Genomic DNA, 26,290 nt, shown 5'->3' on the forward strand with positions numbered 1-26,290 from the left:
GCCTTTCTGTCAGAGATTGAGCTGGTAGGTGTGCGCCAGCCAACGATAGCTGCCGGGTCCATTGCGCTCGACATAACCGATTGACGGAAACGGCATGTGGTAGCCGATGACCGGGATACGGTCGGTGGCCGCCATGTCATAGATGCGACGGCGGGTTCGGGCACCAAGCTGTTTGTCGGAATCGAAGAGGCAATCCCACTCAGGGTGCGCGAGCGAGGCAACCTGGTGGTGGGCGCAGTCGCCCCAATACAAAATCGATTTGCCCTGGCTCTCGATCATAAAGGCAAGGTGCCCGGGCGTGTGTCCGTAAGCTTCGATGGCGCGGACGCCCGTCACGACGTCGTCTCCTGGTTTTATGAACGTAAACTTGTCGGCGACGGGTTTCGTGTTGGTTCGGAATATGCTCGCCCATTTTTCCAGATCGGCTGTGAATTTTCCTTCCGGAGCCCAGAAGTCATGCTCGATTGCGCCAATCACGTAGCGTGCGTTGGGAAAGAGCGGCTTTGCATTTTCGATCATGCCGCCGACGTGATCGGGATGACCATGGCTTAAAAGGACGATGTCGATGTCTTCGGGCTTGAAGCCTGCGGGGCCGAGCTGGGCCGCAAGCCAGCCGCCATTGGGGCGCGGAATGAAACCGTTCGATCCGTTGCCGGTGTCGAGCAGGATCAGCTTATCACCGGTGTTGATGATCGTCGGCGTGAAGCCCGGCTGGTATTTCTGCTCCGGCAAAAGGTTGTCGCGCATCAGCGCCCGAACATCGGCTTCGCGGGCATTTTGCCCGACGATTGGGAACGGACCATCAATGAAAGCTTCTGAATCCGAGATCGTGGTAATCTCGAAAGCGCCGAGCTTGAAGCGGTAGAATTTCGGCTGCCAAGGTCCAAGTGCTGGGGCTGATGCGGTCGCGTTTGATGCAAAGGCCAGGGACAGAGTGGGTGCGAGAGCGACGCCGATGCCTGTGGTCAAAAGCTTCCGGCGATCCACGACGAGAGCTTCGATATCGGGCGAGAAGGCTTTGCGCATTTCAATGTCCTTGCCAAGTATCTGATCTGAAGCCGAGGTTAGTCCAGGCACGGAGCTATGCGATTGTATGAATCTGCTGGCATCGAGGGTGGATCCCTGAAGCCGCTATGGCATGTCGGTTCGGGCCGCATGCTTTTCGCCGGCTGTCTGCATAAGAATGCACTTCACAGCCACAGCGCGCCGGTGATGCTCGCGGGTCTCTACGATGATTTTCGCTTAAGACTTGCGGGCGGTTCGTGGTTCGCGTGTCGTGCGGCCGTTATACCCGCCGGGACGGCTTACGAGTTCGATGCCGAAGGCCGACCGATCGCGGTGATCTACATTGAGCCGAGCGAGGCGTCCGCTGAAGGTCTTGCAGCGCTCGTCGCAGAGACACGCGAGGAACGGGGTGTGCTGATCGGAATGCGCACGGACCTTTCACAGGTTCGGTCGCTTTACGAAGATCCTTCCAGCTTGGCTTGGACCGATGAAGCGATGAATGATCTTCTCGAATTTTCCAAGCCTAAGGCGCGAAGAACCATCGACGCGCGCGTGCGCCGGGCACTCGAAGCGGTTGCTGACAACGCGGGCGGCGTCGTGACGGGCGGGTCAGTGCCGCGGGTCGATTGGGCCGCGCATGCTGCGGGGCTTTCGACATCGCGATTTCAGCACCTGTTCAAACAGGAGGTCGGCGTTTCTTATCGTCGTTATGCGGCGTGGGCGAGAATGCGCGTGGCGGTATCCGAAGTCGTCAAGGGAAGCAATTTTACGACCGCCGCCCATGCGTCAGGTTTTTACGATCAACCACACTTCGCCCGCGAGTTTCGCCGGATTTTTGGGGCACCTGCCGGCCGGAGTCTCGCGGGCGTCCGACACTGACCGACCAGTATTGGGCTTTCCCAATCGCGGCTGACATGCGATAGCGGCGGGCCAGCGCAAGATCGATGTTCAATCCTGAGATGAGTCACCCGCTTTCCTCCCTCACGTCCGGTGCGATTTCGTCGCCCTTCAGTCAGCTTCGCAAGCTGCTGGCGGGGATTGCGCCGGGGCATGAGAAACCCATCGAGCTGACGATCGGGGAGCCGCGCGAGGCGATGCCGGATTTCATTCAGGCAAAGCTCGACGAGGCGACGGCGCTCTACGGCAAGTATCCGCCGATCCGCGGCGCCGAGGAGGCGCGCAAGGCGATCTCGGAATGGCTGGCGAAACGTTACGTCGTGCCGGGCGGCGTCGATCCCGAACGTGATGTGCTGGTGCTCAGCGGCTCGCGCGAAGGGCTATTCTTTGCGTGTTTGCCGGCGGTGGGCCGCAAGGACGTGCAGGGTCGGCCTGCGATCCTGATGTGCAACCCGTATTATTCGGCCTACGTCGCGGGGGCGATCGCGGTCGGCGCGGAGCCGGTCTATCTCAACGCCACGAAGGCGACAGGCTTCCTGCCGGATCTCGATGCAATTGCGCGCGATGAGGCGCTGTTGAAGCGGACGGTTGCGCTCTTTATCAATTCGCCGTCGAACCCGCAGGGCACGGTCGCCGATCGCCGCTACATCCTGAAGGCGCTGGAACTGGCGCGCGCCTACAACTTCATGCTGTTCCTCGACGAGTGCTATTCGGAAATCTACACAGAGGCCGCGCCGCTCGGCGGTTTGGAGGTCGCGGCGGCGACGCCGGAGCGGTTCCGCAATCTCGTCGTTTTCAACTCACTGTCGAAGCGTTCGAACCTGCCGGGCCTAAGGTCCGGGTTCTGTGCGGGCGACCCGGAATTCATCGAAGCCTACGGCGAAGTGCGCAACATGTGCGCGCCGACAGTGCCCTTGCCACTGCAACATGCATCCGCCGCGATCTGGCGCGACGAAGCGCACGTCGAGCGTTCGCGGGAGGCGTATCGTGACAAATTTCTAATTTCTGACAATGTGTTAGGTGGCCGCTACGGCTACCGGCGGCCAGCTGGCGGGTTCTGTCTCTGGCTCGATATGAGTCAGTTTGGCGGTGGCGCTCAAGCGGCGGTAACCTTATGGCAACGCGCAGGCGTCAAGGTTATTCCCGGTAGCTTTCTGGCTCAGACGGGACGAGACGGAACCAATCCCGGCGCAGACTACGTTCGCGTCGCGATGGTGCAGGACTCCAAGACGATCCAGGAAGCGCTCGAACGCACGATTTCCGTGCTGCGTTAAAGAGTACGTTCGCCGAGATGTCGCTGGATACGCGAGGAATCGATCCTCAGCGGCTGTTGCCGCAGTCAGTCGAGGACCGTCTGTTGAGTTGGCTGGGCCGTTTTGGCGGGTTGATCCTGCTCGGCCTGACGCTGCTCATCTGGACGAGCCTCGTTTCGTGGTCAGCGCTTGATCCGAGCCTGACGCACACGACGACGGCGCCTGCGCAGAACTATGCGGGCCGCGTCGGCGCAATCGTTTCAGATCTTCTGTTCCAGATGCTCGGCTTCGGTGCGGTCCTGGCGCTGATCGCGCCGGTCGTCTGGGGCATCGACATGCTCCGTTCCGAGCGCGTGAAGGACGGGCGCGTCAAGCTCGGTTTTTATCCGCTGTCCATCGTGGCACTGACCGGCGCGATCTCGGCGCTTCCCGTTTTGGGCGGCTGGCCGCTGCGCCACGGCTACGGCGGCCTGGTGGGCGATGGCGTTTATCAATTAGCGTTGAAGCTGTTCGCGATGCTCAACGAAGAACGCGCGCCGGTTGCTGCCGGTGTCGTGCTGCTGGCAGCGGCTGCACATACCTGCGGCAAGGCTATCGGCTTTGAAGTCGAGACTGTCACCAAGTCGTTCCTGCGCTCGCTCGGTTCGGGCCTTCGTTATGCGTCGAGCAAGAAACGGCTCGAGGATGTGGCCGCCGTCAGCTCGACGCTGGCGGGTGGCGCGGAGCGCGTGCGCAAAGGTTGGTTCCGGCGCGCGCCTGCTGCAGCTGTAACGGATACGCACTCCTATCGCTCGCTCGATGCCTTTGCGGGCGACGCGACGCCGACGCTCGACCTTAATCCGGAGCGTCTCGCAAGGCAGCGTCCGGCAGATGTCGCGCGGCCTTCGGAGTTGCTAACGGAATTGCACGATCGTGAGGATCGTCGTGGCGTTCAAGGCTTCGATGACCACGCGGACCCTGACTATCACGATGATGAGTTCACCCATGCCAGCGAGTTCGCAGATCGCGGATTGGCGTTCGACGATACGACGGAAGATTCAAGCCGGGCGATCGCGCAACGCTTTGCGCCGGCTTCGGCAACCGCTGCATTGGCGCGTGGTGAATCTGTCGTCGAAGAGGTTTTAGATCATTCGATCCCGCCGCCTCCGCCGCTGCCGAAGGTCTTGGCCAAGGCACAAGCCAAAGCGCAGGCTGCAAAGCCCGCGGTCACCAATGCGCTGTTGTCAGGAATTGCGCGGACGCGCGCCAATCCCGTTTGGAAGCGGCCGTCGCTCAACATGCTCAAGCGTCCGAGCGCGCAGAAGCCGCGTCCCGAGCTGTCGCAGACGGTGATGCGCGGCAATGCGCGATTGCTCGAAGACGTGCTGGCCGATTTCGGCGTCAAGGGCGAGGTCAAGGATATCCGGCCAGGTCCGGTGGTGACGCTGTACGAATTGGAGCCTGCGCGCGGCACGAAGTCATCGCGCGTTATCGGACTCGCGGAAGACATCGCGCGCTCGATGAGCGTTGCAAGCGTGCGTGCGGCTGTCGTTCCGGGGCGGAATGCCATCGGCCTCGAATTGCCGAATGCCCGGCGCGAAACGGTGCTGTTGCGCGAAATTCTCGAAGCCGACGCGTTCAAATCGGAAGCGAGCGGATTACCGCTTGGTCTGGGCAAGTCGATCGGCGGCGATCCGGTCGTCGCGGATCTGGCGCGCATGCCGCATCTGCTCGTCGCCGGTACGACCGGCTCCGGCAAGTCGGTCGGCATTAACGCCATGGTGCTGTCGCTGCTCTACCGGCATTCGCCTGAAGATTGCCGCATGCTGATGATCGACCCCAAGATGCTGGAGCTGTCGGTCTATAACGACATTCCGCATCTTTTGACGCCCGTGATCACAGACCCGCATAAGGCGGTTTCCGCGCTCAACTGGGCCGTGCGCGAAATGGAAGAACGCTACAAGCGCATGGCCGCGCTTTCCGTTCGCAACATCGACGTCTTCAATAATCGCGTGCGCAATGCCAAGAAGCGCGGCGAGATGCTGTCGCGCACGGTGCAGACCGGCTTCGACAAGACCGGTGCGGCGCGCTTTGAAACGCAGCAGATGGATCTTGAGCCGTTGCCGCGGATCGTGATCATCGTCGATGAATTCGCGGACCTGATGATCGTTGCGGGCCGCGAGGTCGAAGCTTCGGTGCAGCGTCTTGCACAGATGGCGCGTGCGGCCGGGATTCATCTCATCATGGCGACGCAGCGTCCGTCGGTCGACATCATCACCGGCACGATCAAGGCGAACTTCCCGACCCGCATCTCGTTCAAGGTTACGTCGAAGATCGACAGCCGCACGATCCTGAACGAGCAGGGCGCCGAACAATTGCTCGGTCAGGGCGACATGCTCTATTCGACAGGCGCCGGCCAGCTTGTGCGTGTGCATGGCGCGTTCGTGTCGGATGAAGAAGTTGTGGCGTTCGCCGATGCGCTCCGGCAGGAGGGCGCGCCGAAATATGTCGACGGTATTACGGAGACGCCGCCGCCGTCGGACGTCGCGACCGGGATTCGCGAGGCGAGCGATGACGACCTTTACGATCGCGCCGTCGCTATCGTGCTTCGGGATGGAAAGGCTTCTACGAGCTATATCCAGCGTCGCCTGTCGATCGGCTACAACCGCGCCGCCGATCTCATCGAGCGCATGGAACGTGAAGGATTGATCTCGGCTGCGAACTCGGTCGGCAAGCGCGAAATTCTGATGTCGCGCGGTGGCAGCGCCGACGCCGCCTGATTGCGTATTTCGACGCTCTCAGATCAGCACGAACAACAGCGAAACTGAGGCTAACAACTGAGGATAACTCGGGGGCGCGATACTGCGCTTGCTTGCCTCCGATGTTCGATTGGTTCTACCCAAAATCAGGGCTGGAACGCCTCTCGCCTAGTTCTGGACGCAATCTTTGTTGAAACGATACTGTGCGTACAGGGCCCCGACTCAGGGGCATCGGGGCTGTGGGGGGCCACGAATGGGACAAATCATGAGGCATTTTCTGCGTGGAGCAGCCGTCGCGACGGCGTTTACGGTCGCGTTTTCTGGCGTTGCCACGGCGCAAGATCCGGACGGTCCGACGAATACGATCGTCAATCCGCCGGTGACCAAGCCTGCGGTCAATGGTTGGTCCAGCGAAGTCGCACCGAACCCTGATCAAGGTATTACGCTCGATGCGCGTCAGACGAAGATCGTCGACGATGTCAGCGCGTATTTTGAATCTTTGCAGGATCTCAAAGGCACGTTCATTCAGACGGATGCCGACAATAAGCGGATGAAGGGTAAGTTCTTCGTCAAGCGTCCTGGCCGCTTCCGTTTCGACTACGCCTTGCCGTCGCGGCAGATCATCGTTTCCGACGGACAGAACCTCGCCATTCAAGACCTCGACCTCAATAACGAGGATCGCGTTTCGCTCGATCAGACGCCGTTCAGGCTGCTTCTGCGCAAGGACGTCAATCTGCTGCGGGATGCGAAAATTCTGGAAGTCCAGCAGTCCGCCGACCTGATCGTGCTCACGCTGGAAGATAAAGACCCCAATTCTCCGGGCCGCATTAAGCTCTTTCTGGCGACCAAGCCGGCCATGGAACTGAAAGAGTGGGTGACCACTGACGCCCAGGGGCAGGACACCCGAATCCAGCTTTCGCAGCTCGTCAAAACCGACGACCTAGACGGAAATTTGTTTAAAATTCAATCACTTTGGCCCAAAAGCGCGATGCCATAAGGGGAATTCGCCGGCAAATCAGCGTGTTGCGCTTTTGACGCGACGCAATACCCATCCTGTGGATAAGTTTGGGTATCTCTTCACATTTTCGTGAAGTGCCTGCGCGGGTACTATTGAATTTCTCCAGCTTGCGCTTAACTCTCAAGCATGCAGGTGGCGTCACCCTGTATTCGGTAGTGCCCCCCGTCTAGCCGAAGACGCCGCCTCTGGTACCGGCTTCCCTCCCGGTGCCGAGCGCGACAAGCGCATAGCGCCCAGTTCCTCCCCCCGGAACTGGGCGCCCTCGTTTCTGGCCCCCTGAATTCCGAAGAAGACCACAACACATGTCGTGTGTGGTTTGGCGCTCCGCTTAACTAGCCAGCCTGTGCCGCGGCGGCCTGATCGGCGCTCTGCGGTTGAAGCAGCGGGGGGATCGTAGCGTCATCTGCGCTGGTATCAATAGCTTTCAAATCATTCGCCAACAGTTTTAGTCGCGATGTGATGCACGCGCTGAAATGTTGCGCGAGTGATGGGTCGTCTTGCATCAGTGCGAGAATTTTTTGGCGCGGAAGACGCAGTGCTTTCACAGGCCCTTGTGCGATGATCGTCGTAACGTGCTCGATTTCGATGAGCATCGCGAGCTCGGCGATTATGGAGCCTTCGGGTACAACCTCGCCGCGCGATTTTTGCGATGGATCGCCGTTATCGTCGATGCGCAGGCACGTTCCCGAAATGACGAGGATCGAAGCATCGCTCGGCTGATGCTCGGCAATAAGCGCGTCGCCCGAGCGATAGATGATGCGCTCGGCGCAACGAACGATTTCCGTCAATTGGGACGGCGACAGTCCGCGGAAAAGCGGCTGGGCAAGAAGAGGTTTGACGAGGGCATTGATTGCCATCGTTGCGAACTCCATTGATGCGATACGCACGAATGCACCTATTCGCTTGCGATCTCACCACAACAGAAGCGAACGCAGATTAACTATCCGACTCGATGTCCGTCGCGGAACTTATCCGACCCGCGCGCATGAAAGCTGCTGTGGACGCAGTTGAACAACTTTCACCGTCAGAAGATTCACGTGAAAACTTGGCGATTGGCCTGGCGGCTGTGACCCAGCAATCGATTGTTCCGGCAACTCAGGGCGCGAGTTTGTAGCCGCCGCTCTCCGTGATGAGAAGTTCGGCGTTCGATGGGTCTTTTTCGATTTTCTGCCGCAGACGATAAATGTGCGTTTCGAGCGTGTGGGTGGTGACGCCGGCGTTGTAGCCCCAGACTTCGTGCAGCAGAACATCGCGAGAGACGACCTTGTCGCCGGAGCGATACAGATACTTGAGAATCGATGTCTCTTTCTCGGTGAGACGGATCTTGCTTCCGGCTTCGTCGACCAGCAGCTTCGATGCGGGCTTGAAGGTGTAGTTGCCGATCGCGAAGACAGCGTCTTCGCTTTGCTCGTGCTGCCGCAGTTGCGCACGGATGCGCGCAAGAAGAACGGCAAACTTGAACGGCTTTAAAACATAATCATTCGCCCCGGCATCGAGACCAAGGATCTGATCGGCGTCGGACGTGTTGCCGGTCAGCATGACGATCGGCGTCTTGAAACCCGATTTGCGCAGAAGCTTCACCGCTTCGCGGCCGTCCATATCGGGCAGGCCGACATCGAACACCACCAAGTCGAAGCGGCCGGTTTTTGCGGCTTCCATGCCCTTGGCAGCGGTGCCCGCTTCGGAGACTTCAAATTCATCATGGAGGACGAGCTGATCTTTCAACGACGTACGCAAATCTTCATCGTCGTCGACGAGGAGGACCTTTCGGGCCGTGCTCATGGACGTGGGCTCCGGTTTCTTGCCTTCTTTTGGCGTGGAACTCTAGCATCGTGCGCGTTGGCAACATAGGGTCTCGGGGCAAACAGGCAAGCGGAATGGCGGTTCCTTGAATAAGCGGTCGATGAACCCGCCCCGGACGCCCGTGGCGCAGGTCTACGTCAGGGTTCTATCTCAGGCGGCGCAGCGCGGTCATGTCGCGTTTGGTGTATTGCGTTTTGCTTGCGCGCTCGGCCGATCGGGCATCACGGCCATGAAACGCGAGGGAGATGGTGCAACGCCGCGAGGGCGGTTGCCTGTGCGCTTCGTTCTTTATCGGCCGGATGCCGCACGGCCAAGGTCGACTTTCCGGTTAGGCAGAATTCGCCGCGACGACGGCTGGTGCGACAGTCCGCGGGATCGCAATTACAATCGTCCGGTGCGGCTGCCCTATCGCGCAAGCGCTGAACATCTGTGGCGTGCGGACGGGCTGTACGAGGTCGTTGTCGTGCTCGGCTATAACGATGTGCCGCGCGTGCGCAATCGAGGCAGCGCCATTTTCATGCATGTCGCGCGCGGGAATTTCGAGCCGACCGAAGGCTGCATCGCATTGCGTGCGCGCGATCTGCGTCGGCTGTTGGCGTCGCTGCCACTGCGAAGTGAGATCGTCATCGGATCTTGCGATAAAAAAAGCCCGACAGCACGAGGCGTCGGGCTTAAGTAGAGCACGTCTAGGTGGAGACGCGTGCTCGGGAGATGAAAGGAGATCTCCTGGCCCGCCGATCGCAGGCCAGGAGAAATTCGTCTTAGTAGTGGTAGGCGCTTTCGCCGTGGTCGGTGATGTCGAGGCCTTCGCGCTCTTTCTCTTCCGACGGACGGAGACCGATGACGATGTCCACCAGCTTGAAGAGAATTGCCGAGCCGATGCCGCTCCAGAGAAGCGTCATGCCGACGGCCTTCGCCTGGGCGATCATCTGGGCGGCCATGTCGTAGGTGCCCGCAACCATCTCGCCCGGCTTCGACGTGTAGTCGGCGATGCCGGCGCCACCCCAATCCGGGTTGACCAGCAGGCCGGTGCCAAGCGCACCGACGATGCCGCCGACGCAGTGGACACCGAAGACGTCAAGGCTATCGTCGTAGCCGAGAGCGCTCTTGATCGCCGAGCAGAAGAAGAAGCAGATCGGGCTGACGACGAGGCCAAGCACGATCGAGCCCATGACACCGGCGAAACCGCAAGCCGGGGTGATGGCGACGAGGCCGGCAACGACACCCGACGCGAGGCCGAGAGCCGACGGCTTACCCTTCACGATCCATTCGACGATCATCCACGACAGCGCTGCAGCGCAGGTCGCGATGAAGGTGTTGATGAAGGGGACGCCAGCGAAGGCGCTGGCTTCGAGGCCAGAACCGACGTTGAAGCCGAACCAGCCCACCCACAGAAGGGCGGCGCCGATCATGCAGTTCACCAGCGAGTGCGGAGGCATCGCTTCTTTGCCGTAGCCGAGACGCGGTCCCAGAATGAGCGCGCCGACGAGGCCCGCGATACCGGCGTTGATGTGAACGACGGTGCCGCCAGCGAAGTCGAGTGCACCCCATTTGAAGGAGATGCCGGCATCGGCCATGACAGCGTCATAAGCAGCCTGAGCGGCAGCCTTGCCGTCTCCCGTCGCCGCGGCGAGAGCCTTAGCAGCGTTGCCGAACGCGTCGGGACCACCCCAGTACCAGACCATATGCGCGATCGGGAAGTAGATGAACGTGACCCAGAGCGCCATGAACACCAACATTGCTGAGAACTTCAGTCGCTCGGCGACGGCGCCGAGGATGAGGCCTGGCGTGATGCACGCGAACGTCATCTGGAAGACGATGTAGACGTATTCAGGAATGTAGACGCCGTTGGAGAACGTCGCTGCGACGGAGTTGTAATCTACGCCTTTGAGGAATGCTTTCGAGAAGCCGCCCACAAAGTCGTTCAGCGCACCGCCGTTCGTGAAGGCCATCGAGTAGCCGTAGAGAACCCAGATGATGCCGACGAGGCAGAGCGTCGCGAAGACCTGCATAAACATCGACAGCATGTTCTTCGTGCGAACGAGACCGCCATAGAACAGTGCGAGACCCGGAACGGTCATGAGAAGAACGAGAACCGAGGCGATGTACATAAATGTCGTGTCGGCCTTGTTCGGTACCGGCGCGGGCGGCGTTTGTGCCATGGCCGGTCCGGCCATAAGCGCAATCGCGCCGAGGGCCCCCACGACCCCTGCGTATCGCGCTAACTTTCTAAACTCCATGTTGAGTGCTCCCTGATTGACTTATGAAAAGCGGAAATTTTGTGAGCTTTAGAGCGCGTCATCGTCCGATTCGCCGGTGCGGATGCGAACCGTGTGCTCGATCGGAGACACGAAGATTTTGCCGTCGCCGATCTGTCCCGTCTTTGCTGCGCGCTGGATCGCGGCAAGCGCCTTGTCGACCTGTGCTCCCGGAACGACGACTTCGATCTTGATCTTGGGCAAAAAGCTCACGGCGTATTCGGCGCCGCGGTAGATTTCCGTATGGCCCTTCTGACGGCCGTAGCCTTTGACTTCCGTGACAGTCATGCCCTGAAGACCGAGATCGGTCAGCGCGGAGCGAACCTCCTCGAGTTTGAAAGGCTTGATGACCGCAGTTATGAGCTTCATAAGGCCCCCTTTTTTAATTGAACCGGTGCTCGACAAAATAGCCTCCGCCCCCACGCCGGGACGAAGACTTGGCGTGAAAGGAGTCAAGACGCGTGCCAATTGACGGACGCGTGCTCAACACATTGATTAGACAACGGAAAGTTTACGAATGAACGAAATTTATGCGGCACTAGCCTGCAAAATAAGCATGAAAATTGGGCAATTTGAGGTTTTTGCCCGCTATTTGGGCACAAATGCGGTTTCTCTGGGGCGCATCAGGCCTTCCTGAACGGTCGATGCGACCAACCGGCCGTTCCGATCGAAGACGGAGCCCCGGCAATAGGCGCGGGCGGCGGAGGCACTGGGGCTGTCCTGAGTATAGAGCAGCCAGTCGTCGGCCCGGAAAGGCCTGTGGAACCACATGGCGTGGTCGAGGCTCGCTAACTGGATGTCGGCATCGAACAACAGCTTGCCGTGTGCCACGAGGGCGGTGTCGAGCAGCGTGAAGTCCGAAGCGTAGGCCAGAAGCGCTTGGTGAATGTAAGGGTTGTCGCCCAGCGGTCCATTGGACTTAAGCCAGATGGACTGGCGGGGCGGCCGCGGTTCGCGGCTCATGTAGCGGGATGCATCAATAATACGGACGTCAATCGGGCGTTCGCGCTGCCAGTAGGCCCGCATGCCGTCCGGAATGTCGGTAGTGGCGTCGAAAAGCTCGCGGACGCTTGGCAGCGCTTCGGGCGGCGGGACGTCCGGCATTTCGGACTGGTGCTCGTAACCAGGCTCCGGCTTGTGGAACGAAGCGCTCATCACGAAGATGGTGCGTCCATGCTGAATGGCGCGAACGCGCCGCGTCGTGAAGCTGCCACCGTCGCGGACGCGCTCAACGTCGTAAACGATTTCCCGTTCCGGATCGCCCGCCAGCAGAAAGTAACCGTGAAGCGAATGGATCGCCCGGCTCTCGTCGACGGTTAACGCCGCAGCAACCACTGCCTGGCCAAGGACAAGGCCGCCATAAACGCGTTGCCAGCCTTCGCTGGCGCGATGGCCGCGGAACAGGTTGTCCTCCAATGGCTCCAGGGTCAGAGTTCGGAGGAGCTTTTGGAGGGCCTGATGCGCCTGGGGCGAAGCTGTCATGGCGGACTTTCGGGGTTATAATGGCAGGGTTGCTGGCGCGGCGACGGGGACCTTTTAGGCTGCCCTCGCGTCCGGGCAAAGCAAATCACTACAGCTACGGGTGACGGTCGACAGATGCCAAAATTGAACTTCGATGTCGCGATTGTCGGCGGCAGTTTTGCGGGACTGGCGGTTGCGCGCGGCTTGGCGCAGGCGTTTGGACCCGATATCCGGCTGGCGATCATCGACAGGGCTGTTCCGGCAACCGAGCACGCCGACGATAGCCGAGGCTTTGCGATCTGGGCCGGCGCACAGAAGGTCCTGGAGAGCCTCGGAGCTTGGGATGGCATTCGCGATGCCGCGGAGACCGTGACTGCGATCGAAATTTCAGATTCGCGGCTTGACGATGCTTTCCGGCCTGCGCTCGTTACGTATGACGCGCGGACGGACGACGGATCGCCTGCTGCCTATATCGTTCCGGCATCGGTGCTCGCCACCGCGCTCTATCGATCCGTTGCGGGCGATCCGGCGGTAACGTGGTTCGCGCCAGCCGAGATCGAAAGCGCGCAGTGGGGCGAGACGGCCAGCGAACTCACTTTGCGCGATGGCACTGTCGTCAGCGCCGCGCTGACGATTGCAGCCGACGGGCGGCAGTCGAAGCTTCGCGAGGCTGTCGGCATCAAGACCATCGGATGGCCCTACGCGCAGACGGGCATCGTTGCGCGTGTGAAGTTCAGCGAGCCGCATGGCGGCGTCGCCATCCAGCATTTTCTACCCGGCGGTCCGTTTGCGATTTTGCCGCTTCCGCGAAATCGCGCGTGCATCACGTGGAGCGCCGACAAAGACGAAGCAGCGCGCATGATCGCGCTCGACGATGACAGCTTTCTGGCTGAGCTCGATCGTCGGATCGGTGGCCGGTTCGGCACCATTTCGCTCGACGGGCCGCGGCAGTCTTGGCCGCTCGATTTGCGTTTGCCGCGCCGCTTGATTGCGCCACGCTTCGCTTTGGTTGGGGACGCTGCGCACGGCGTGCATCCGGTTGCTGGGCAAGGCGTCAACCTCGCGCTTCGCGATGCTGCGGCGATGATTGAAATTCTTGTCGATGCCGGACGCATCGGGCTCGACTTCGGCAGCGGTACGCATCTTGAGCGCTATCAGCGCTGGCGCCGGTTCGATTCGGCGATGTCGGCGACGCTCTATGACGGGATCAATCGGGCGTTTGCGATCGACAGCATGGTTCTGCGCGCGGGCCGTGGTGCTGCGCTCGGCGTGCTCGACCGCATTCCCAGCCTGAAAGAGTTGATCATCGCCGAGGCGGCAGGCGTCACCGGCGACTTGCCGAAGCTTGCGCGCGGCGTTGCCGTCTAGGCGTCGGCCTCATCCTCTGCGGACGATCCGTCCTCTTCATCGCTGTCGTCGTCGACTGTAACGGCGGGGCGATTGATGATGAGCATGCCAGCGTTGAGATCGACGCTCGGGACCCAGCGATCTTCGAAGGGAATGAATTCCGTCTCGCCTTCGAGCGGCTTCAATTCGAGAAGGTCGCCGGCGCCGAAATTCTGCACTGAGACGATCTTTCCAAGCGCGCTGCCGTCGGCTGCGACTGCGCGCAGGCCGATGAGGTCGGCATGATAGAACTCGGTTTCGCCCGTTTCCGGAAGCTTGCTGCGCTCGATGTAGAGCTTTGTGCCGCGCAGCGGTTCGGCGCCGTTGCGATCCTCAACGCCCGCAACACGCGCGACGATGCCCTTGCTCGTGACGCGGACGACGCGGAGCGAATAGCTTTTCTTGCCGCTTGCGTCGGTCAATGGGCCGTAGGCGGCGATGGCGTCCGGAGTCTCGGTATAGCTGCGGACTAGAACGTCGCCGCGGATGCCGTGGGCGCCGGTAATCTCGCCAACGAGGATGCGGCGGTCGGGCGATGGTTTTTCTGATGCTGTCTCTGATGCTGTCATGGGGCTCTTGATGGCGTGCAACGATCACGGGGGCAAGGGGCCGAGATAGGTAATCTCAATGTCGATCGTTTTGCCGCCGATGCTGATTGTCGTGTTCTGGGAGCGGGCGAACGGGTCGACATCGCCAAAGATCGGGATCCGAATGCTCGGGTTGCGGGTTCGGACGCGCCGCAGGGGGATTTCGTAGGTGCCGCGAATGGCCGACAGGCGCATGTGATGGACGCGCTGGGGCAGGAGACGTCCCATACAGACGCGACCCTCAGAATCGGCGCCGAACAGCCGGCCGCCGCGACATACCAAAATGAGTCGGCTGGCCGGGGCCGAGAGCGGGCTCGGTTTGGTCCGGACCACCTCAAACAGACCATTGACGCGCGTTATCTGGTTCAATTTCGGACCTCCCCACGAATTAACGATCGAAAGTCGGAGGCGGTCCAAAAGTCGGGCCAGTCAGATCTGCAACAAAAAGGCCCCCCGAAGCCTATTCGGGAGGCCTGTTTGTTTGTTCGGGCGCAGTCTCTTAAGCCTGCTCGCCCTGAGCAGCAGCCTCGGCGGCCTGAGCTGCTTTCTCGGCAGCAGCAGCGGCGCGCTCCTGGGCCTTCTTCTTCGGCTTGGCTTTTTCAGGGTTGTTGCGCGCGTCGCGCTTGGCGAAGCCGTTGGCGTCGAGCAGGCGGAGGACGCGGTCGGTCGGCTGAGCGCCGACGCCGAGCCAATGCTTCACGCGCTCTTCGACGAGCTTCACGCGGTTCGGGTCATCCTTCTTGAGCATCGGATCGAACGTGCCGATCTGCTCGATGTAGCGGCCGTCGCGCGGGCTCGTGCCGTGGGCGACGACGACGTAGTAGTAAGGACGCTTCTTCGCGCCACCGCGCGACAAACGAATTTTCACCGACATTTTCTTCTTCTCCTGATCAAATCGAAATGTGTTTTTGGATGGGGGTTATCTTTTCTTTCCGGGGATCCCAGGGAATTTTGGCATTCCACCGCCGAGACCCGGAAGACCTTTGGGAAGTCCGCCACCGAGGCCGGGAAGGCCGCGGCTAAGTCCCGGTGGCAGACCCGGCATTCCACCGCCAGAGCCCGACGCAGGAGCCGTTCCCTTGGCGATCTGTTCTTTCAATTCCGCGGGCAACTGTTCCAGCGCCTTGGGATCGAGCTTTGCGAGCTCGGCCTGCATCGACTGCAATTCGGCTTCGGAAGGTCCGGCACCGGTGCGGCCGAGGAACTTGTTCATCAGGCCGCCATTGCGGCCCATGGTCTTCATCATGTCCGCCATCTGGCGATGCATTTTGATGAGCTTGTTGATGTCTTCAGGCTTCGTGCCCGAACCCGCCGCGATGCGGCGCTTGCGCTTGGCGTCGAGAATTTTGGGGTTGCGCCGTTCCTTCGGCGTCATCGACGAGATGATGGCGCGCTGGTGCACGAGGCTTTTGTCGAGGCCAGCTTCGTTGATCTGGCCTTTGATCTTGGCGACGCCGGGAAGCATGCCGAGCACACCGCCCATGCCGCCGAGCTTCTGCATCTGGGCGAGCTGATCGGACAGGTCTTCGAGGTCGAACGACCCCTTCTTCATCTTTTCGGCGATCTTCGTCGCCTTTTCGACGTCGATCGTCTGCGCGGCCTTCTCGACCAGCGAGACGACGTCGCCCATGCCGAGGATGCGCGAGGCGATGCGGCCGGGATGGAAGTCTTCGAGCGCGTCCCACTTTTCGCCGACGCCGATGAGCTTGATCGGCTTGCCGGTGACGGCACGCATGGAGAGTGCAGCGCCGCCGCGGCCGTCGCCGTCGGCGCGCGTCAGGACGATGCCGGTGATGCCGATGTGACCGTCGAATGCCTTCGCTGTGTTGACGGCGTCCTGGCCGGTCAGCGCGTCGGCAACGAGCAGGACTTCATGCGGATGGATCGCGGCTTTGACGTCGCGGGCTTCGTCCATCAGCTCTTCGTCGACCGTCACGCGGCCGGCGGTATCGTAGATGATGACGTCATAGCCGCCGAGCTTGGCGGCATCTTCGGCGCGGCGCGCGATCTGCAGCGGCGTTTGTCCGGCGATGATCGGCAGCGTCGCGACGCCCGTCTGCTCGCCCAACACGCGAAGCTGCTCCTGGGCTGCCGGGCGGCGCGTGTCGAGCGACGCCATCAGGACTTTCTTGCGGTCGCGGTTGGTCAGGCGATAGGCGATCTTGGCGGTCGTCGTCGTCTTGCCCGAGCCCTGGAGGCCAACCATCAGGATGCCGATGGGCGGGGCGGCGTGCAGATCGATCGGTTCGGCGTTCGAGCCGAGCGTAGCAACCAGCTCATCGTTGACGATCTTGACGACCATCTGGCCGGGCGTGACCGAGCGCAGGACTTCGGCGCCGACAGCCTTGGCTTTGACCTTCTCGGTGAAATCCTTGACGACATCGAGCGCGACGTCGGCTTCGAGCAGCGCCCGGCGAACTTCGCGCATCGCTTCGCCAACGTCGTTCTCGGTCAAAGCGCCGCGGCGGGTGAGCTTATCGAGGACGCCCGAGAGGCGTTCTGTGAGCGATTGAAACATTCAGCCTTCGTTTCCGAGCCGCCGGAAATTGCCCTAATCGTTACGTGACCCCGGCACAGGCCGGGGCCCATTCAAACTTGCGTCGGGTTGGATTTGTCTGGATCCCGGTCTTCGCCGGTATGACGAAGAGATAGGATCGGCAGCGCAAAGCACAAACGCACCCGGGGGCGCAACGCGCTGCCGGATGTTAACCCCCCTGCCTCCCGGACGCTTTCGCGAAAAAGGCCATGTGCAGGGCGGCGGCTTCTTGAATAGAGGCCGTCGGAATGGGCGAGGGTATGCGGGAAACGGGCGCGGAAGTCAACGTGGCGCTCATCCCCAGCGAAGTCGCCCTTCTCGCGCCAATCCCCTCATTTTTGAAGCGCGAGTCAGGTTGGATGGCGGTGATAGCGGCCGAGTAACGCTAAATCCTGGCGTTAAAAGAACAATATCAGAAAACAACATATACAAGACAAGAACAACGGCATACTTTGGGGCTCGGCTGTCGCCTCGTTTGGAAGGAAGCTAGCGTTGACCGATCTGACCATTACCTGCCCGAACTGCGATCATGAGATTGCGCTGACGGAATCGCTTGCCGCGCCGCTGATCGCCGATACCCGCCGCCAATTCGAGGCGGCGGCGGCAAAAAAGGATCGCGAGATCGCCGCCCGCGAAGCGGCCATGCAAGAGAAGGCCGGCGAACTCGAAAAGGCGCGCGCGTCGCTCGATGCGATGGTCGCTGAAAAGCTCGTGGTCGAGCGCCAACGCATCGTCAGCGAAGAAGCGCAGAAGGCGAAGCAGCGCGCCGCGGCCGATCTCGAAGAAAAGGCCAATGCTCTTGCCGAACTTCAGAACGTGCTGAAGGAGCGTGATCAGAAGCTCGCCGAAGCGCAGAAGGCGCAGGCGGAGTTCCAGAAGAAAGTGCGCGAATTGGACGACGCCAAGCGCGAGATGGACTTGAACGTCCAGAAAGGCATCAGCGCCGGTCTTGAGAGCGAGCGGGCGAAAGCCAAGCTCGAAGCCGAAGAGGCGCTGAAGCTCCGCGTCTCGGAAAAAGATCAGATCATCGCGTCGATGCAGAACAAGATCGAAGAGCTGAAGCGCAAGGCTGAACAAGGCTCGCAGCAATTGCAGGGCGAAGTGCTCGAACTTGAGCTTGAGAATTTGCTGCGTGCGAGATTTCCGCTTGATGGGATCGAACCCGTGCCGAAGGGCGAGTTTGGTGGCGATCTCGTGCAGCGCGTCGTCGGCGCCTCGGGGGCGGCGTGTGGCTCGGTGCTGTGGGAGATGAAGCGGACTAAGAACTGGCAAGACGGCTGGATTGCGAAGCTGCGTGAGGATCAGCGGCGGGCAAAGGCGGAATTCGCTGTGATCGTCTCGACCGCGTTGCCGAAGGGCGTGCATACGTTCGATCTCGTCGACGGTGTGTGGGTTGCCGACTTCAAATGCGCCGTTCCGATCGCGATCGTGCTGCGGCAACTGCTGATCGACGTGGCAACGGCGCGTGTGGTCGGAGAGGGCCAGCAAAGCAAAATGGCGCTCGTCTACGACTACCTAACGGGACCGCAGTTTCGTCACCGCGTTGAGGCGATCGTCGAAAAATTCGACGAAATGCAAAGCGATCTCGATAAAGAGCGCAAAGCCATGACCAAGCTGTGGGCGAAGCGGCAGGCGCAGATCGATGGGGTGCTCGCGGCGACCGCTGGCATGTACGGCGACCTTCAAGGCATCGCGGGCAAGGCGCTGAAAGAGATCGAAGGTTTCGAACTTCCGATGCTGGAAGATGGGAAGGACGACGAGTCAGAAGCGGCCTAGCCGGGAGCGAGCCTCTCCGCGCTGCTAGAACCGATAGCCGTAGCGCACGCCGATGCGGTCCATGCCTTCGTTGTATTTCTCGGTGTAGGCGTTCGACATGTGCTCAAAATAGACTGAGATGTCGTTGTGTTCGTCGAGGTGGTAGCCAACTTCCATCGGAATGTGGAACAGCACACGGGAGCCCAGCCATTTGCGATCCGGATCGGAGCCTGCGCCGCCGATTTCGCCATCGTGAAAGGCAGCGCCAAGGCCGAGACCGAAGAACAGTCCCGATGGGCAGTCGCCCTGCCAGCGCGCGTCGATGTAGCCGTCGCTGGTCTGGCCGCGGGTGTTGATCGAGCCGCCGATCACCGGGCGGATGGCGCCCCACGGCAGTGCCCAGGCGGCGTTGAACTGGGCTTCGATGTTGATGTCGACCGCGTTCTTTTCGACCTGGAAGCCACTCCAGAGGTCTGGCACGTCGTGGGCCAGCGCGCCGATCTTCAGGGCATAGAGCATGTCGTCGGCAGCGGCACCGGCGCTGACGGCGATAAGCCCGAGCAGAGCCGCGATGCCGGACGCTGCCACGGTGCGCACGAAACTCTTCATTCGGAAAGCTGCCCCCGGCCTTCGAATTGGCTCCTCAAGACAGCAACGTGTGCGCCGATTTTCCCCCTCCGGCAAGGCAATGCCAAGGAAATCCCGCCGGGCTGGCGGGACCGTCACATCGGCCGATCGGCCTAGTTTGGGGGGCGGCTGGAGCGCTTCAGCACCTTTGTCCAGTTGCGAGCCAATCGGAAGACGCGGCGCTGATAGGCTCGCTCGTCCGGGGCCAGGCAGATGCAGCCATAGCAATAGCAGGGTCGGGCGCGGGCAAAAGCGACCCGGAAAAGCAGCGAACTGTAGGCGGAATGCGACATCAAGGTCTCTGAGAGGATAAATCGCCGCCCACCGGCGTGCGGTCAGGCGTTTTCGGCGACCTAAACGGTTGCTCAAGAAATATTGTTCCGTCCAGAGGATAATGCGGGAAATTCCTGCGCCCTGCCCGGGTGCGTCGGGCCGTTCTGAGTGGGTTCGGAATTGTCATTTTTCCCACTTCTCGCCATATAGGCCCGATGAACACGGCAACGCCCCTTCCCTTTCTCAAGATGAACGGCCTCGGCAACGAGATCGTCGTCGTCGATTTGCGCAATAGCGCCAAGACGTTCACCGCGGAGGAAGTGGCGGCGGTCGCGGCCGACCGGAAATCCCGGTTCGACCAGATGATGGTTTTGCACGCGCCGCGGACGACCGGCACGGAATCGTTCGTGCGGATCTACAACGCGGATGGCTCGGAGGCAGGCGCCTGCGGTAACGGCATGCGCTGTGTCGGCTGGTTTTTGTCGGAAGGCGGTTCGCGGGAGCGGTTCCTGGTCGAGACGCGCGCCGGCGTGCTCGGCACCGTCGTAAGAAATCAGGCGTCGATCACGGTCGATATGGGGGAACCCAAGTTCGGCTGGCAGGACATTCCACTGGCGGAAGAGTTTCGCGATACACGCGCCATCGAACTTCAGGTCGGACCGATCGACGAGCCGGTCCTGCATTCGCCGTCCGTCGTCAATGTCGGCAATCCGCATGCGATCTTCTGGGTCGACGATGTCGAGGCCTACGACCTCGGCCGGTTCGGTCCGCTGCTCGAAAACCATCCGATATTTCCGGAGCGCGCGAACATCTCGATTGCGCAGGTGACGTCAGACGCCTCGCTTCTTCTCAGGACGTGGGAACGCGGCGCGGGGCTGACGCTCGCGTGTGGGTCGGCCGCGTGTGCGTCGGCGGTCTGCGCGGCGCGCAAGAAGCTCACGGGGCGCAAGGTTGCGGTCACGCTGCCGGGCGGAACACTCGAAATCGAATGGGCCGAGAATAATCATATCTTCATGACGGGCCCGGTCGAATTCGAGTACGAGGGCGTCATCGACTTTTCCAAGCTGACCAAAGTGTCGGTCTGATCGCGCTGGCCGGAGACCGCTTAACGAGCGATTTTAAGAAAGAAGTCACTGCGCTCATGTCCGAACCTCAGGTGATCACGCTCGGCTGCCGGCTCAACACGTATGAGTCCGAAGTGATGCGCCGTCACGCGCGCGAGGCAGGTCTCGATAACGCGATTATCGTCAATACGTGCGCGGTGACGGGCGAAGCGGTGCGTCAGGCGGCGCAAACGGTTCGCAGGCTGCGGCGTGAGAAGCCCAATGCGCGGATCATCGTGACGGGATGCGCGGCGCAAATCGAGCCTGAACGTTTCGCCGACATGCCAGAAGTCGATCATGTTGTCGGCAACGCCGAGAAGATGCAGGCAGAGACGTTCGCCGGGCTGTCGATTGCGGACGGCGAACGCGTGCAGGTCAACGACATCATGAGCGTGCGTGATACGGCGCTGCACATGATCGATGGTTTCGGTTCGCGCACGCGGGCCTATGTGCAAATTCAGAACGGCTGCGATCATCGCTGCACGTTCTGCATCATCCCTTTCGGCCGTGGGCCGTCGCGATCGGTCGCGGCGGGCGAAGTCGTGACGCAGGTGCGCAGGCTTGTCGAGAAGGGCTACGCCGAGATCGTGCTGACCGGCGTCGACATCACGTCATACGGCCGCGATCTGCCGGGTTCTGCGACGCTCGGCAAACTCGTTCGGCAGGTGCTGAAGCATGTGCCGGAGTTGGCGCGCTTGCGGCTGTCGTCGATCGATCAGGTCGAAGCCGACGACGATCTGATGATCGCATTACGCGATGAGGAACGTCTGATGCCGCATCTGCATTTGTCTTTGCAGGCAGGCGATGATCTGACGTTGAAGCGCATGAAGCGACGGCATTTGCGGTCTGATGCAATTGCGTTTTGCGAAAAGGCGCGCGCCCTGCGTCCCGATATCGTGTTCGGGGCCGATCTGATTGCAGGCTTTCCGACGGAAACCGATCAGATGTTCGAGAATTCCTATCGTATCGTCGATGAGTGCGGTCTGACGTATCTGCACGTCTTTCCGTTCTCGGCGCGGCGCGGCACGCCGGCCGCCCGCATGCCGCAAGTCAACAGCACCATCATCAAGGAGCGCGCGGCAAGGCTGCGTGAAAAAGGAACAAACGTGCTCGCTTCGTATCTTCAATCGCAACGCGGCCGTGTCGTCGATGTGCTCGTCGAAAGTGACGGCAAGGGACGCACGCCGCAATTCGCCGAAGTGCTGCTTCACGGAGAGGCGCCGTTTGGCGCTGGGGCGGTCATTCGGACGGAAATCAAGGGCGCCGATGCGCAACATCTGATCGGCGAGGCGTGCGCGTGAGCGAGCCAAAGGAAAAAGGCAAAGGTCTGTTCGGGCGGTTCTTCAAGGGCGGCGCTGCTGCGCCTGTTGCGCCGGAAAAGGAAGCAACAGACGAAGCGAGCATCGCCGTCTCGGACGATAAACCGCCGATTGCCGAAGTCCCTACGACGGTTCCCGTACTCGTGGCTCCTGCGCCCAAAGCAGAGCCCGTCAAGCAGAGCTGGTTTCAACGGCTCAAATCGGGGCTCGGCAAGACGTCGTCGAAGCTGACGACCGGGATCACCGATCTCTTTTCCAAGCGCAAACTCGATGCCGAGACGCTGGATGATCTTGAAGACCTTTTGATCCAATCCGATCTCGGTCTGGAGACGACGAGCCGCATTACGGCGGCCATCGGGAAGGGCCGGTTTGAAAAAGGCATTTCAGCCGAAGAGGTTCGCAGCGTGCTATCGGCCGAGGTCGAGCGCGTTCTGGCGCCGGTTGCGAAGCCGCTTGTCATCGATCCGTCGCGAAAGCCACACGTGATCATGATGGTGGGCGTCAACGGCACCGGCAAGACGACCACAATCGGCAAGCTCGCGACCAAATTCAGGGCCGAGGGAAAATCGGTTCTGCTCGCAGCGGGCGATACGTTTCGCGCTGCGGCCATCGACCAGTTGAAGGTTTGGGGCGAACGTACAGGGTGTCCCGTTGTCGCGCGCGAAGTTGGCGGGGATTCCTCAGGCTTGGCGTTCGACGCCTTAAAACAGGCGCAAGCATCAGGTGCGGATGTGCTTTTGCTCGATACCGCCGGTCGCCTGCAAAACAAGCAAGTGTTGATGGAAGAGCTCGAAAAAGTTACACGCGTTCTGAAAAAGATCGACCCAAGCGCGCCACATGACGTCGTGCTCGTGCTCGATGCGACGACCGGTCAGAATGCCCTGCAACAAGTCGAGGTCTTTCGAGATCGCGCCGGAGTGACAGGATTGGTCATGACGAAACTCGACGGCACGGCGCGCGGCGGCATCCTGGTTGCGATCGCGGCGAAGTTCGGCCTGCCCGTCCACGCCATCGGTGTTGGCGAAAGCGCCGATGACCTGCAGCCGTTTTCTGCGCAAGATTTCGCTAACGCCATTGCCGGAACTTGAAGCCTCGGGGGAACGGATCACGAGATGACGCAAGACGTAAACATTCGGAATGCTTCTGTTCCGCCAGCGCGTAAAAGCTGGTTTCCGTTCAATGCCGAGCAGACCATCAACATCACGAGCGAATTCGGCCCGCTCGTGACGATGTTCATTGTCAACGCGGCGCTCGGCATCGAAGCAGGCACCTGGGCGTTGATCATCACGACCCTGATGGCGATCGGCGTGATGTTTTACATGTTTCACCGGCCGCCGATCTTTCCGTTGATCGCGTCGAGCGTGACGGTGGCGTTCGGAATGCTGACTCTCGTGACGGGCGATCCGATGTGGGTTCAGATCAAAGTTACGATCTTCAACGCGTTGTTCGCCGTATTTCTGATCGGCGGCTTGTTCGTTAAGCACAATTTCTTTCAGTACGTCTTCGAGAAGACGTTCCGCTACACGGACGAAGGCTGGAACAAGTTCACGTGGAGCTTCGCTCTCTTCTTCTTTTTGACGGCAATTGCGAACGAGTATGTCCGCCGGGTCTACGTGGAGGATCACTTTTACAAGATTCTGGGTCACGAGATGAGCGGCGTGAACGTCTGGATTTTGTTCAAAGTCGCGATTGTGTTGCCGGTCTCGGGCGTTTACGCATGGATCCTGACGCGGCTGATGCAGAAGTACCGCTTGCCCGATCCTGCGCACGAGTGAGGCCTGAGACGATGTCGGAACAGAACAAAGTTTCAGAGACGAGCGAAGGTCCGCAGTTCGACCGCAAGCAGCTCATCAAGTTCATCGTCGAACTTGGTCCGCTGCTTGTGTTCTTCTTCGTCAACAGCCACTACGGCATTTTCGAAGGCACGGCGGCTTTTATGGTCGCCACCGTCGTTGCGCTCGTGGCGTCGCGAGTGTTTCTCGGCCGGATCGCAACGATGCCGCTCGTGACGGGCGTCTTCGTGCTCGTGTTCGGCGGCCTGACGCTTTATCTGCAAGATGATCATTTTATCAAAATGAAGCCGACGATCGTGAATGGTTTGTTCGCCGCTATTCTGGCCGGCGGGTTGCTGTTCGACCGGCTGTTCCTGAAAATCGTATTCGGCGACGTCATGCGTCTCACGCGTGAAGGCTGGCGCATTTTGACGATCCGCTGGGCGCTTTTCTTCGTAGTACTGGCGGTTCTAAATGAAGTGATGTGGCGGCTCTTCTCGACCGACACGTGGGTGACGTTCAAAGTGTTCGGTATCATGCCGCTAACGTTCGTGTTCGCGTTGGCGCAAATCGGTGTCCTAAAAAGATACGAAGATACGACGCCAAACACCGGCGCACTTTCGTCCGACGACATTTAATTGCCCGCGCATCGTGCGCGCTGTTTCGCCATCCAGAAAACTTTTCGATTTCTCGAACGACGATTGTATTTTTGCTAGACGGAGTGCCCTGGCTTGTGTTTCTTGTCAGGAACTATGAACTAAGTTGAGTTAGTTTTGCTTGCCGGTCGGGGGCTGATGCGTGGACCGGTGGGGTGAAACGTGTGGGGCATGGAATGGGACGAGACTCCGCAAGCAGTCGCCTCGAGCGATCGCCTTTGCATCTGCTACACCGAGCCGGACAATGTGCGTCCGAAATCTTTCAAACCGAACTGGGCAATGACGAGCTCACCCCTCGGCAGTATGCGATTCTGCTGACCGTTGCGCAGAACGAGGGCCTGAGCCAGACGCATCTCGTGGAGTTGACGGGCATTGATCGCTCGACGCTCGCGGATGTCGTCCGGCGCATGCTCAAGAAGGGCCTGCTGCAACGGCGCCGGACGCGGGATGACGCCAGGGCCTACGCCGTCAAGCTGACGGAAGAAGGCGCGCGGATCTTGAAGACGCATGATCCGATGGCGCGCCGGGTCGATGAACGCATTCTGTCGAGCCTTCCGGCACAGCAGCGCGACCGCTTTCTGCAGGATCTCAACGCCATCGTGCAGACGCTCAACAAGCTCAAAGAAAAGGAAAACGCCGGCAAGTGATTTGCCGGCGTTGCCATTTCATCAGCTGAAAGCGTCGCGTTTTACGCTGCCTTTTTCGGCAGCAGGCGCTGGTTGACGATCGCCTCGGCGATCTGCACGGCATTGAGAGCCGCGCCCTTCAGCAGGTTGTCTGAGACGATCCACATCGTCAGGCCGTTCTCGACGGTCGCGTCCTCGCGGATGCGGGAGACGAAGGTCGCGTATTCGCCGGCGGCTTCGACGGGCGTGATATAGCCGCCCGGCTCGCGCTTATCGATGACCATGATGCCGGGAGACGCGCGCAGGATATCGCGGGCTTCTTCGGGGCTAATCGGCTTTTCGAACTCGATGTTGACGGCTTCCGAGTGGCCGACGAACACCGGCACGCGCACGCACGTCGCCGTCAGCTTGATCTTGGGATCCAAGATCTTCTTGGTTTCGGCCAGCATCTTCCATTCCTCTTTCGTGTAGCCGTCTTCCATGAAGACGTCGATGTGAGGAATGCAGTTGAACGCGATCTGCTTCGGGAACTTCTTCGGGTCGACTTCTTGACCCGGAACGTACTTGCCCTTGGTCTGCTGCCAAAGCTCGTCCATGGCGTCCTTGCCCGCGCCCGAGACCGATTGATAGGTCGAGACGATGACGCGCTTGATCGTTGCCGCGTCATGCAGCGGCTTCAGAGCGACGACGAGCTGAGCCGTCGAGCAGTTCGGATTGGCGATGATGTTCTTCTTCGTGAATCCACGGATGGCGTCAGCGTTCACTTCCGGCACAATCAGCGGCACGTCCTGGTCATAGCGCCAGCACGATGAGTTATCGATGACGATCGCGCCCTGAGCGCCGATACGCGGCGACCATTCCTTCGAGACGGTCGAGCCCGCGGACATCAGGCAGAAGTCGACGCCGGAGAAGTCGAACGTTTCAAGGTCGCGGCATTTGATGACGGAATCGCCGAAGGAAACCTCCGTGCCGATCGAACGGCGGGAGGCCAAGGCGTAAAGCTCACTGATCGGAAACTTCCGGTCGGCGAGCACATTCAGCATCTCGCGGCCTACGTTGCCGGTTGCGCCGACAATGGCGACCTTATAGCCCATGACGGTTATGTCCTTGAAATCTATGTGTTTTGCGTTGAACGTCAGCGACGACGCAACGCCCGTTTGCTGGCCGTTCACATACGCGGCCCGCGCCGGAGTTTCAAGGACTGTCAAGACCGTTGT

The 26,290-nt window shown here is 60.5% G+C and carries 25 protein-coding genes; 13 read left to right on the forward strand and 12 right to left on the reverse strand.

The window, feature by feature from the left end:
• Positions 1-9: 9 nt before the first annotated feature.
• Positions 10-1,026, reverse strand: coding sequence for an MBL fold metallo-hydrolase (locus HYPMC_RS21280; RefSeq protein ID WP_013950203.1), 1,017 nt, complete (start codon positions 1,024-1,026; stop codon positions 10-12).
• 57 nt (positions 1,027-1,083) lie between these two features.
• On the opposite strand from HYPMC_RS21280, the gene HYPMC_RS21285 reads away from it, so the two are divergent.
• From HYPMC_RS21285 to HYPMC_RS21300, 4 genes are all read left to right on the forward strand, one after another.
• The gene (locus HYPMC_RS21285; protein WP_013950204.1) at positions 1,084-1,884 is read left to right on the forward strand and encodes a helix-turn-helix transcriptional regulator; all 801 of its coding nucleotides are present in this window, start codon (positions 1,084-1,086) and stop codon (positions 1,882-1,884) included.
• An 80-nt stretch (positions 1,885-1,964) separates the two neighbouring features.
• Positions 1,965-3,176 (forward strand): aminotransferase class I/II-fold pyridoxal phosphate-dependent enzyme, encoded by a 1,212-nt coding sequence (locus HYPMC_RS21290; RefSeq protein ID WP_024274990.1) that lies wholly within the window; start codon positions 1,965-1,967, stop codon positions 3,174-3,176.
• Positions 3,177-3,193: 17 nt separating this feature from the next.
• Entirely contained in the window at positions 3,194-5,914 is a 2,721-nt protein-coding gene (locus HYPMC_RS21295; protein ID WP_013950206.1) for a DNA translocase FtsK, read from the forward strand.
• 232 nt (positions 5,915-6,146) lie between these two features.
• The gene (locus tag HYPMC_RS21300) at positions 6,147-6,890 is read left to right on the forward strand and encodes an outer membrane lipoprotein carrier protein LolA (protein ID WP_013950207.1); all 744 of its coding nucleotides are present in this window, start codon (positions 6,147-6,149) and stop codon (positions 6,888-6,890) included.
• A gap of 353 nt (positions 6,891-7,243) precedes the next feature.
• On the opposite strand, the gene HYPMC_RS21305 is transcribed toward HYPMC_RS21300, so the two are convergent.
• Positions 7,244-7,768, reverse strand: coding sequence for a cyclic nucleotide-binding domain-containing protein (locus HYPMC_RS21305; protein ID WP_013950208.1), 525 nt, complete (start codon positions 7,766-7,768; stop codon positions 7,244-7,246).
• A 238-nt stretch (positions 7,769-8,006) separates the two neighbouring features.
• Complete coding sequence (locus HYPMC_RS21310; protein ID WP_013950209.1) at positions 8,007-8,693, reverse strand: response regulator transcription factor; 687 nt, start codon at positions 8,691-8,693, stop codon at positions 8,007-8,009.
• Positions 8,694-8,814: 121 nt separating this feature from the next.
• On the opposite strand from HYPMC_RS21310, the gene HYPMC_RS21315 reads away from it, so the two are divergent.
• Positions 8,815-9,393, forward strand: coding sequence for a L,D-transpeptidase (locus HYPMC_RS21315; protein WP_013950210.1), 579 nt, complete (start codon positions 8,815-8,817; stop codon positions 9,391-9,393).
• An 82-nt stretch (positions 9,394-9,475) separates the two neighbouring features.
• Here HYPMC_RS21315 and HYPMC_RS21320 read toward each other — a convergent pair whose 3' ends face one another.
• From HYPMC_RS21320 to tesB, 3 genes are all read right to left on the reverse strand, one after another.
• Positions 9,476-10,954: an ammonium transporter gene (locus HYPMC_RS21320; protein WP_013950211.1), complete on the reverse strand. Its 1,479-nt coding sequence runs from the start codon at positions 10,952-10,954 to the stop codon at positions 9,476-9,478.
• Between the two features lie 48 nt (positions 10,955-11,002).
• Positions 11,003-11,341, reverse strand: a complete 339-nt coding sequence (locus HYPMC_RS21325; protein WP_013950212.1) for a P-II family nitrogen regulator — start codon at positions 11,339-11,341, stop codon at positions 11,003-11,005.
• Positions 11,342-11,560: 219 nt separating this feature from the next.
• Positions 11,561-12,454 (reverse strand): acyl-CoA thioesterase II, encoded by an 894-nt coding sequence (gene tesB / locus HYPMC_RS21330; RefSeq protein WP_013950213.1) that lies wholly within the window; start codon positions 12,452-12,454, stop codon positions 11,561-11,563.
• Positions 12,455-12,568: 114 nt separating this feature from the next.
• Here tesB and HYPMC_RS21335 point away from each other — a divergent pair, with 114 nt between their 5' ends.
• Positions 12,569-13,801 (forward strand): FAD-dependent monooxygenase, encoded by a 1,233-nt coding sequence (locus tag HYPMC_RS21335; RefSeq protein ID WP_013950214.1) that lies wholly within the window; start codon positions 12,569-12,571, stop codon positions 13,799-13,801.
• Here the strand turns inward: HYPMC_RS21335 and rimM are convergent.
• The 4 genes from rimM to ffh all read right to left on the reverse strand — a co-directional run bounded on the left by rimM (position 13,798) and on the right by ffh (position 16,924).
• Complete coding sequence (gene rimM / locus HYPMC_RS21340; RefSeq protein WP_013950215.1) at positions 13,798-14,388, reverse strand: ribosome maturation factor RimM; 591 nt, start codon at positions 14,386-14,388, stop codon at positions 13,798-13,800. The two genes, HYPMC_RS21335 and rimM, sit on opposite strands and share 4 nt — an antisense overlap.
• Positions 14,389-14,412: 24 nt before the next feature.
• Positions 14,413-14,775 carry a hypothetical protein gene (locus HYPMC_RS21345; protein WP_013950216.1) on the reverse strand — a complete coding sequence of 121 codons (363 nt, stop codon included), beginning with the start codon at positions 14,773-14,775 and terminating at the stop codon, positions 14,413-14,415.
• Between the two features lie 130 nt (positions 14,776-14,905).
• The gene (rpsP, locus tag HYPMC_RS21350; RefSeq protein WP_013950217.1) at positions 14,906-15,280 is read right to left on the reverse strand and encodes a 30S ribosomal protein S16; all 375 of its coding nucleotides are present in this window, start codon (positions 15,278-15,280) and stop codon (positions 14,906-14,908) included.
• A 45-nt stretch (positions 15,281-15,325) separates the two neighbouring features.
• Positions 15,326-16,924 carry a signal recognition particle protein gene (ffh, locus tag HYPMC_RS21355; protein ID WP_013950218.1) on the reverse strand — a complete coding sequence of 533 codons (1,599 nt, stop codon included), beginning with the start codon at positions 16,922-16,924 and terminating at the stop codon, positions 15,326-15,328.
• A 510-nt stretch (positions 16,925-17,434) separates the two neighbouring features.
• On the opposite strand from ffh, the gene HYPMC_RS21360 reads away from it, so the two are divergent.
• Positions 17,435-18,718 carry a DUF2130 domain-containing protein gene (locus tag HYPMC_RS21360; RefSeq protein ID WP_013950219.1) on the forward strand — a complete coding sequence of 428 codons (1,284 nt, stop codon included), beginning with the start codon at positions 17,435-17,437 and terminating at the stop codon, positions 18,716-18,718.
• A 24-nt stretch (positions 18,719-18,742) separates the two neighbouring features.
• Here HYPMC_RS21360 and HYPMC_RS21365 read toward each other — a convergent pair whose 3' ends face one another.
• The gene (locus HYPMC_RS21365) at positions 18,743-19,306 is read right to left on the reverse strand and encodes an acyloxyacyl hydrolase (protein WP_013950220.1); all 564 of its coding nucleotides are present in this window, start codon (positions 19,304-19,306) and stop codon (positions 18,743-18,745) included.
• A gap of 506 nt (positions 19,307-19,812) precedes the next feature.
• Between HYPMC_RS21365 and dapF the strand changes: the two genes are divergently transcribed.
• The 6 genes from dapF to HYPMC_RS21395 all read left to right on the forward strand — a co-directional run bounded on the left by dapF (position 19,813) and on the right by HYPMC_RS21395 (position 25,094).
• The gene (gene dapF / locus HYPMC_RS21370; RefSeq protein ID WP_013950221.1) at positions 19,813-20,682 is read left to right on the forward strand and encodes a diaminopimelate epimerase; all 870 of its coding nucleotides are present in this window, start codon (positions 19,813-19,815) and stop codon (positions 20,680-20,682) included.
• A 56-nt stretch (positions 20,683-20,738) separates the two neighbouring features.
• The gene (mtaB, locus tag HYPMC_RS21375) at positions 20,739-22,001 is read left to right on the forward strand and encodes a tRNA (N(6)-L-threonylcarbamoyladenosine(37)-C(2))-methylthiotransferase MtaB (protein WP_013950222.1); all 1,263 of its coding nucleotides are present in this window, start codon (positions 20,739-20,741) and stop codon (positions 21,999-22,001) included.
• Complete coding sequence (gene ftsY / locus HYPMC_RS21380; RefSeq protein ID WP_013950223.1) at positions 21,998-23,107, forward strand: signal recognition particle-docking protein FtsY; 1,110 nt, start codon at positions 21,998-22,000, stop codon at positions 23,105-23,107. The genes mtaB and ftsY overlap by 4 nt, the downstream gene beginning before the upstream one ends.
• A gap of 24 nt (positions 23,108-23,131) precedes the next feature.
• Positions 23,132-23,794 carry an inner membrane-spanning protein YciB gene (locus tag HYPMC_RS21385; RefSeq protein ID WP_013950224.1) on the forward strand — a complete coding sequence of 221 codons (663 nt, stop codon included), beginning with the start codon at positions 23,132-23,134 and terminating at the stop codon, positions 23,792-23,794.
• Positions 23,795-23,805: 11 nt separating this feature from the next.
• Positions 23,806-24,429, forward strand: a complete 624-nt coding sequence (locus HYPMC_RS21390) for a septation protein A (protein ID WP_013950225.1) — start codon at positions 23,806-23,808, stop codon at positions 24,427-24,429.
• 194 nt (positions 24,430-24,623) lie between these two features.
• Entirely contained in the window at positions 24,624-25,094 is a 471-nt protein-coding gene (locus tag HYPMC_RS21395; RefSeq protein ID WP_024275004.1) for a MarR family winged helix-turn-helix transcriptional regulator, read from the forward strand.
• 41 nt (positions 25,095-25,135) lie between these two features.
• Here HYPMC_RS21395 and HYPMC_RS21400 read toward each other — a convergent pair whose 3' ends face one another.
• Positions 25,136-26,167, reverse strand: coding sequence for an aspartate-semialdehyde dehydrogenase (locus tag HYPMC_RS21400; protein ID WP_013950227.1), 1,032 nt, complete (start codon positions 26,165-26,167; stop codon positions 25,136-25,138).
• Positions 26,168-26,290 lie beyond the last annotated feature (123 nt).

This window comes from Hyphomicrobium sp. MC1 (assembly GCF_000253295.1).
GTDB lineage: Bacteria > Pseudomonadota > Alphaproteobacteria > Rhizobiales > Hyphomicrobiaceae > Hyphomicrobium_B.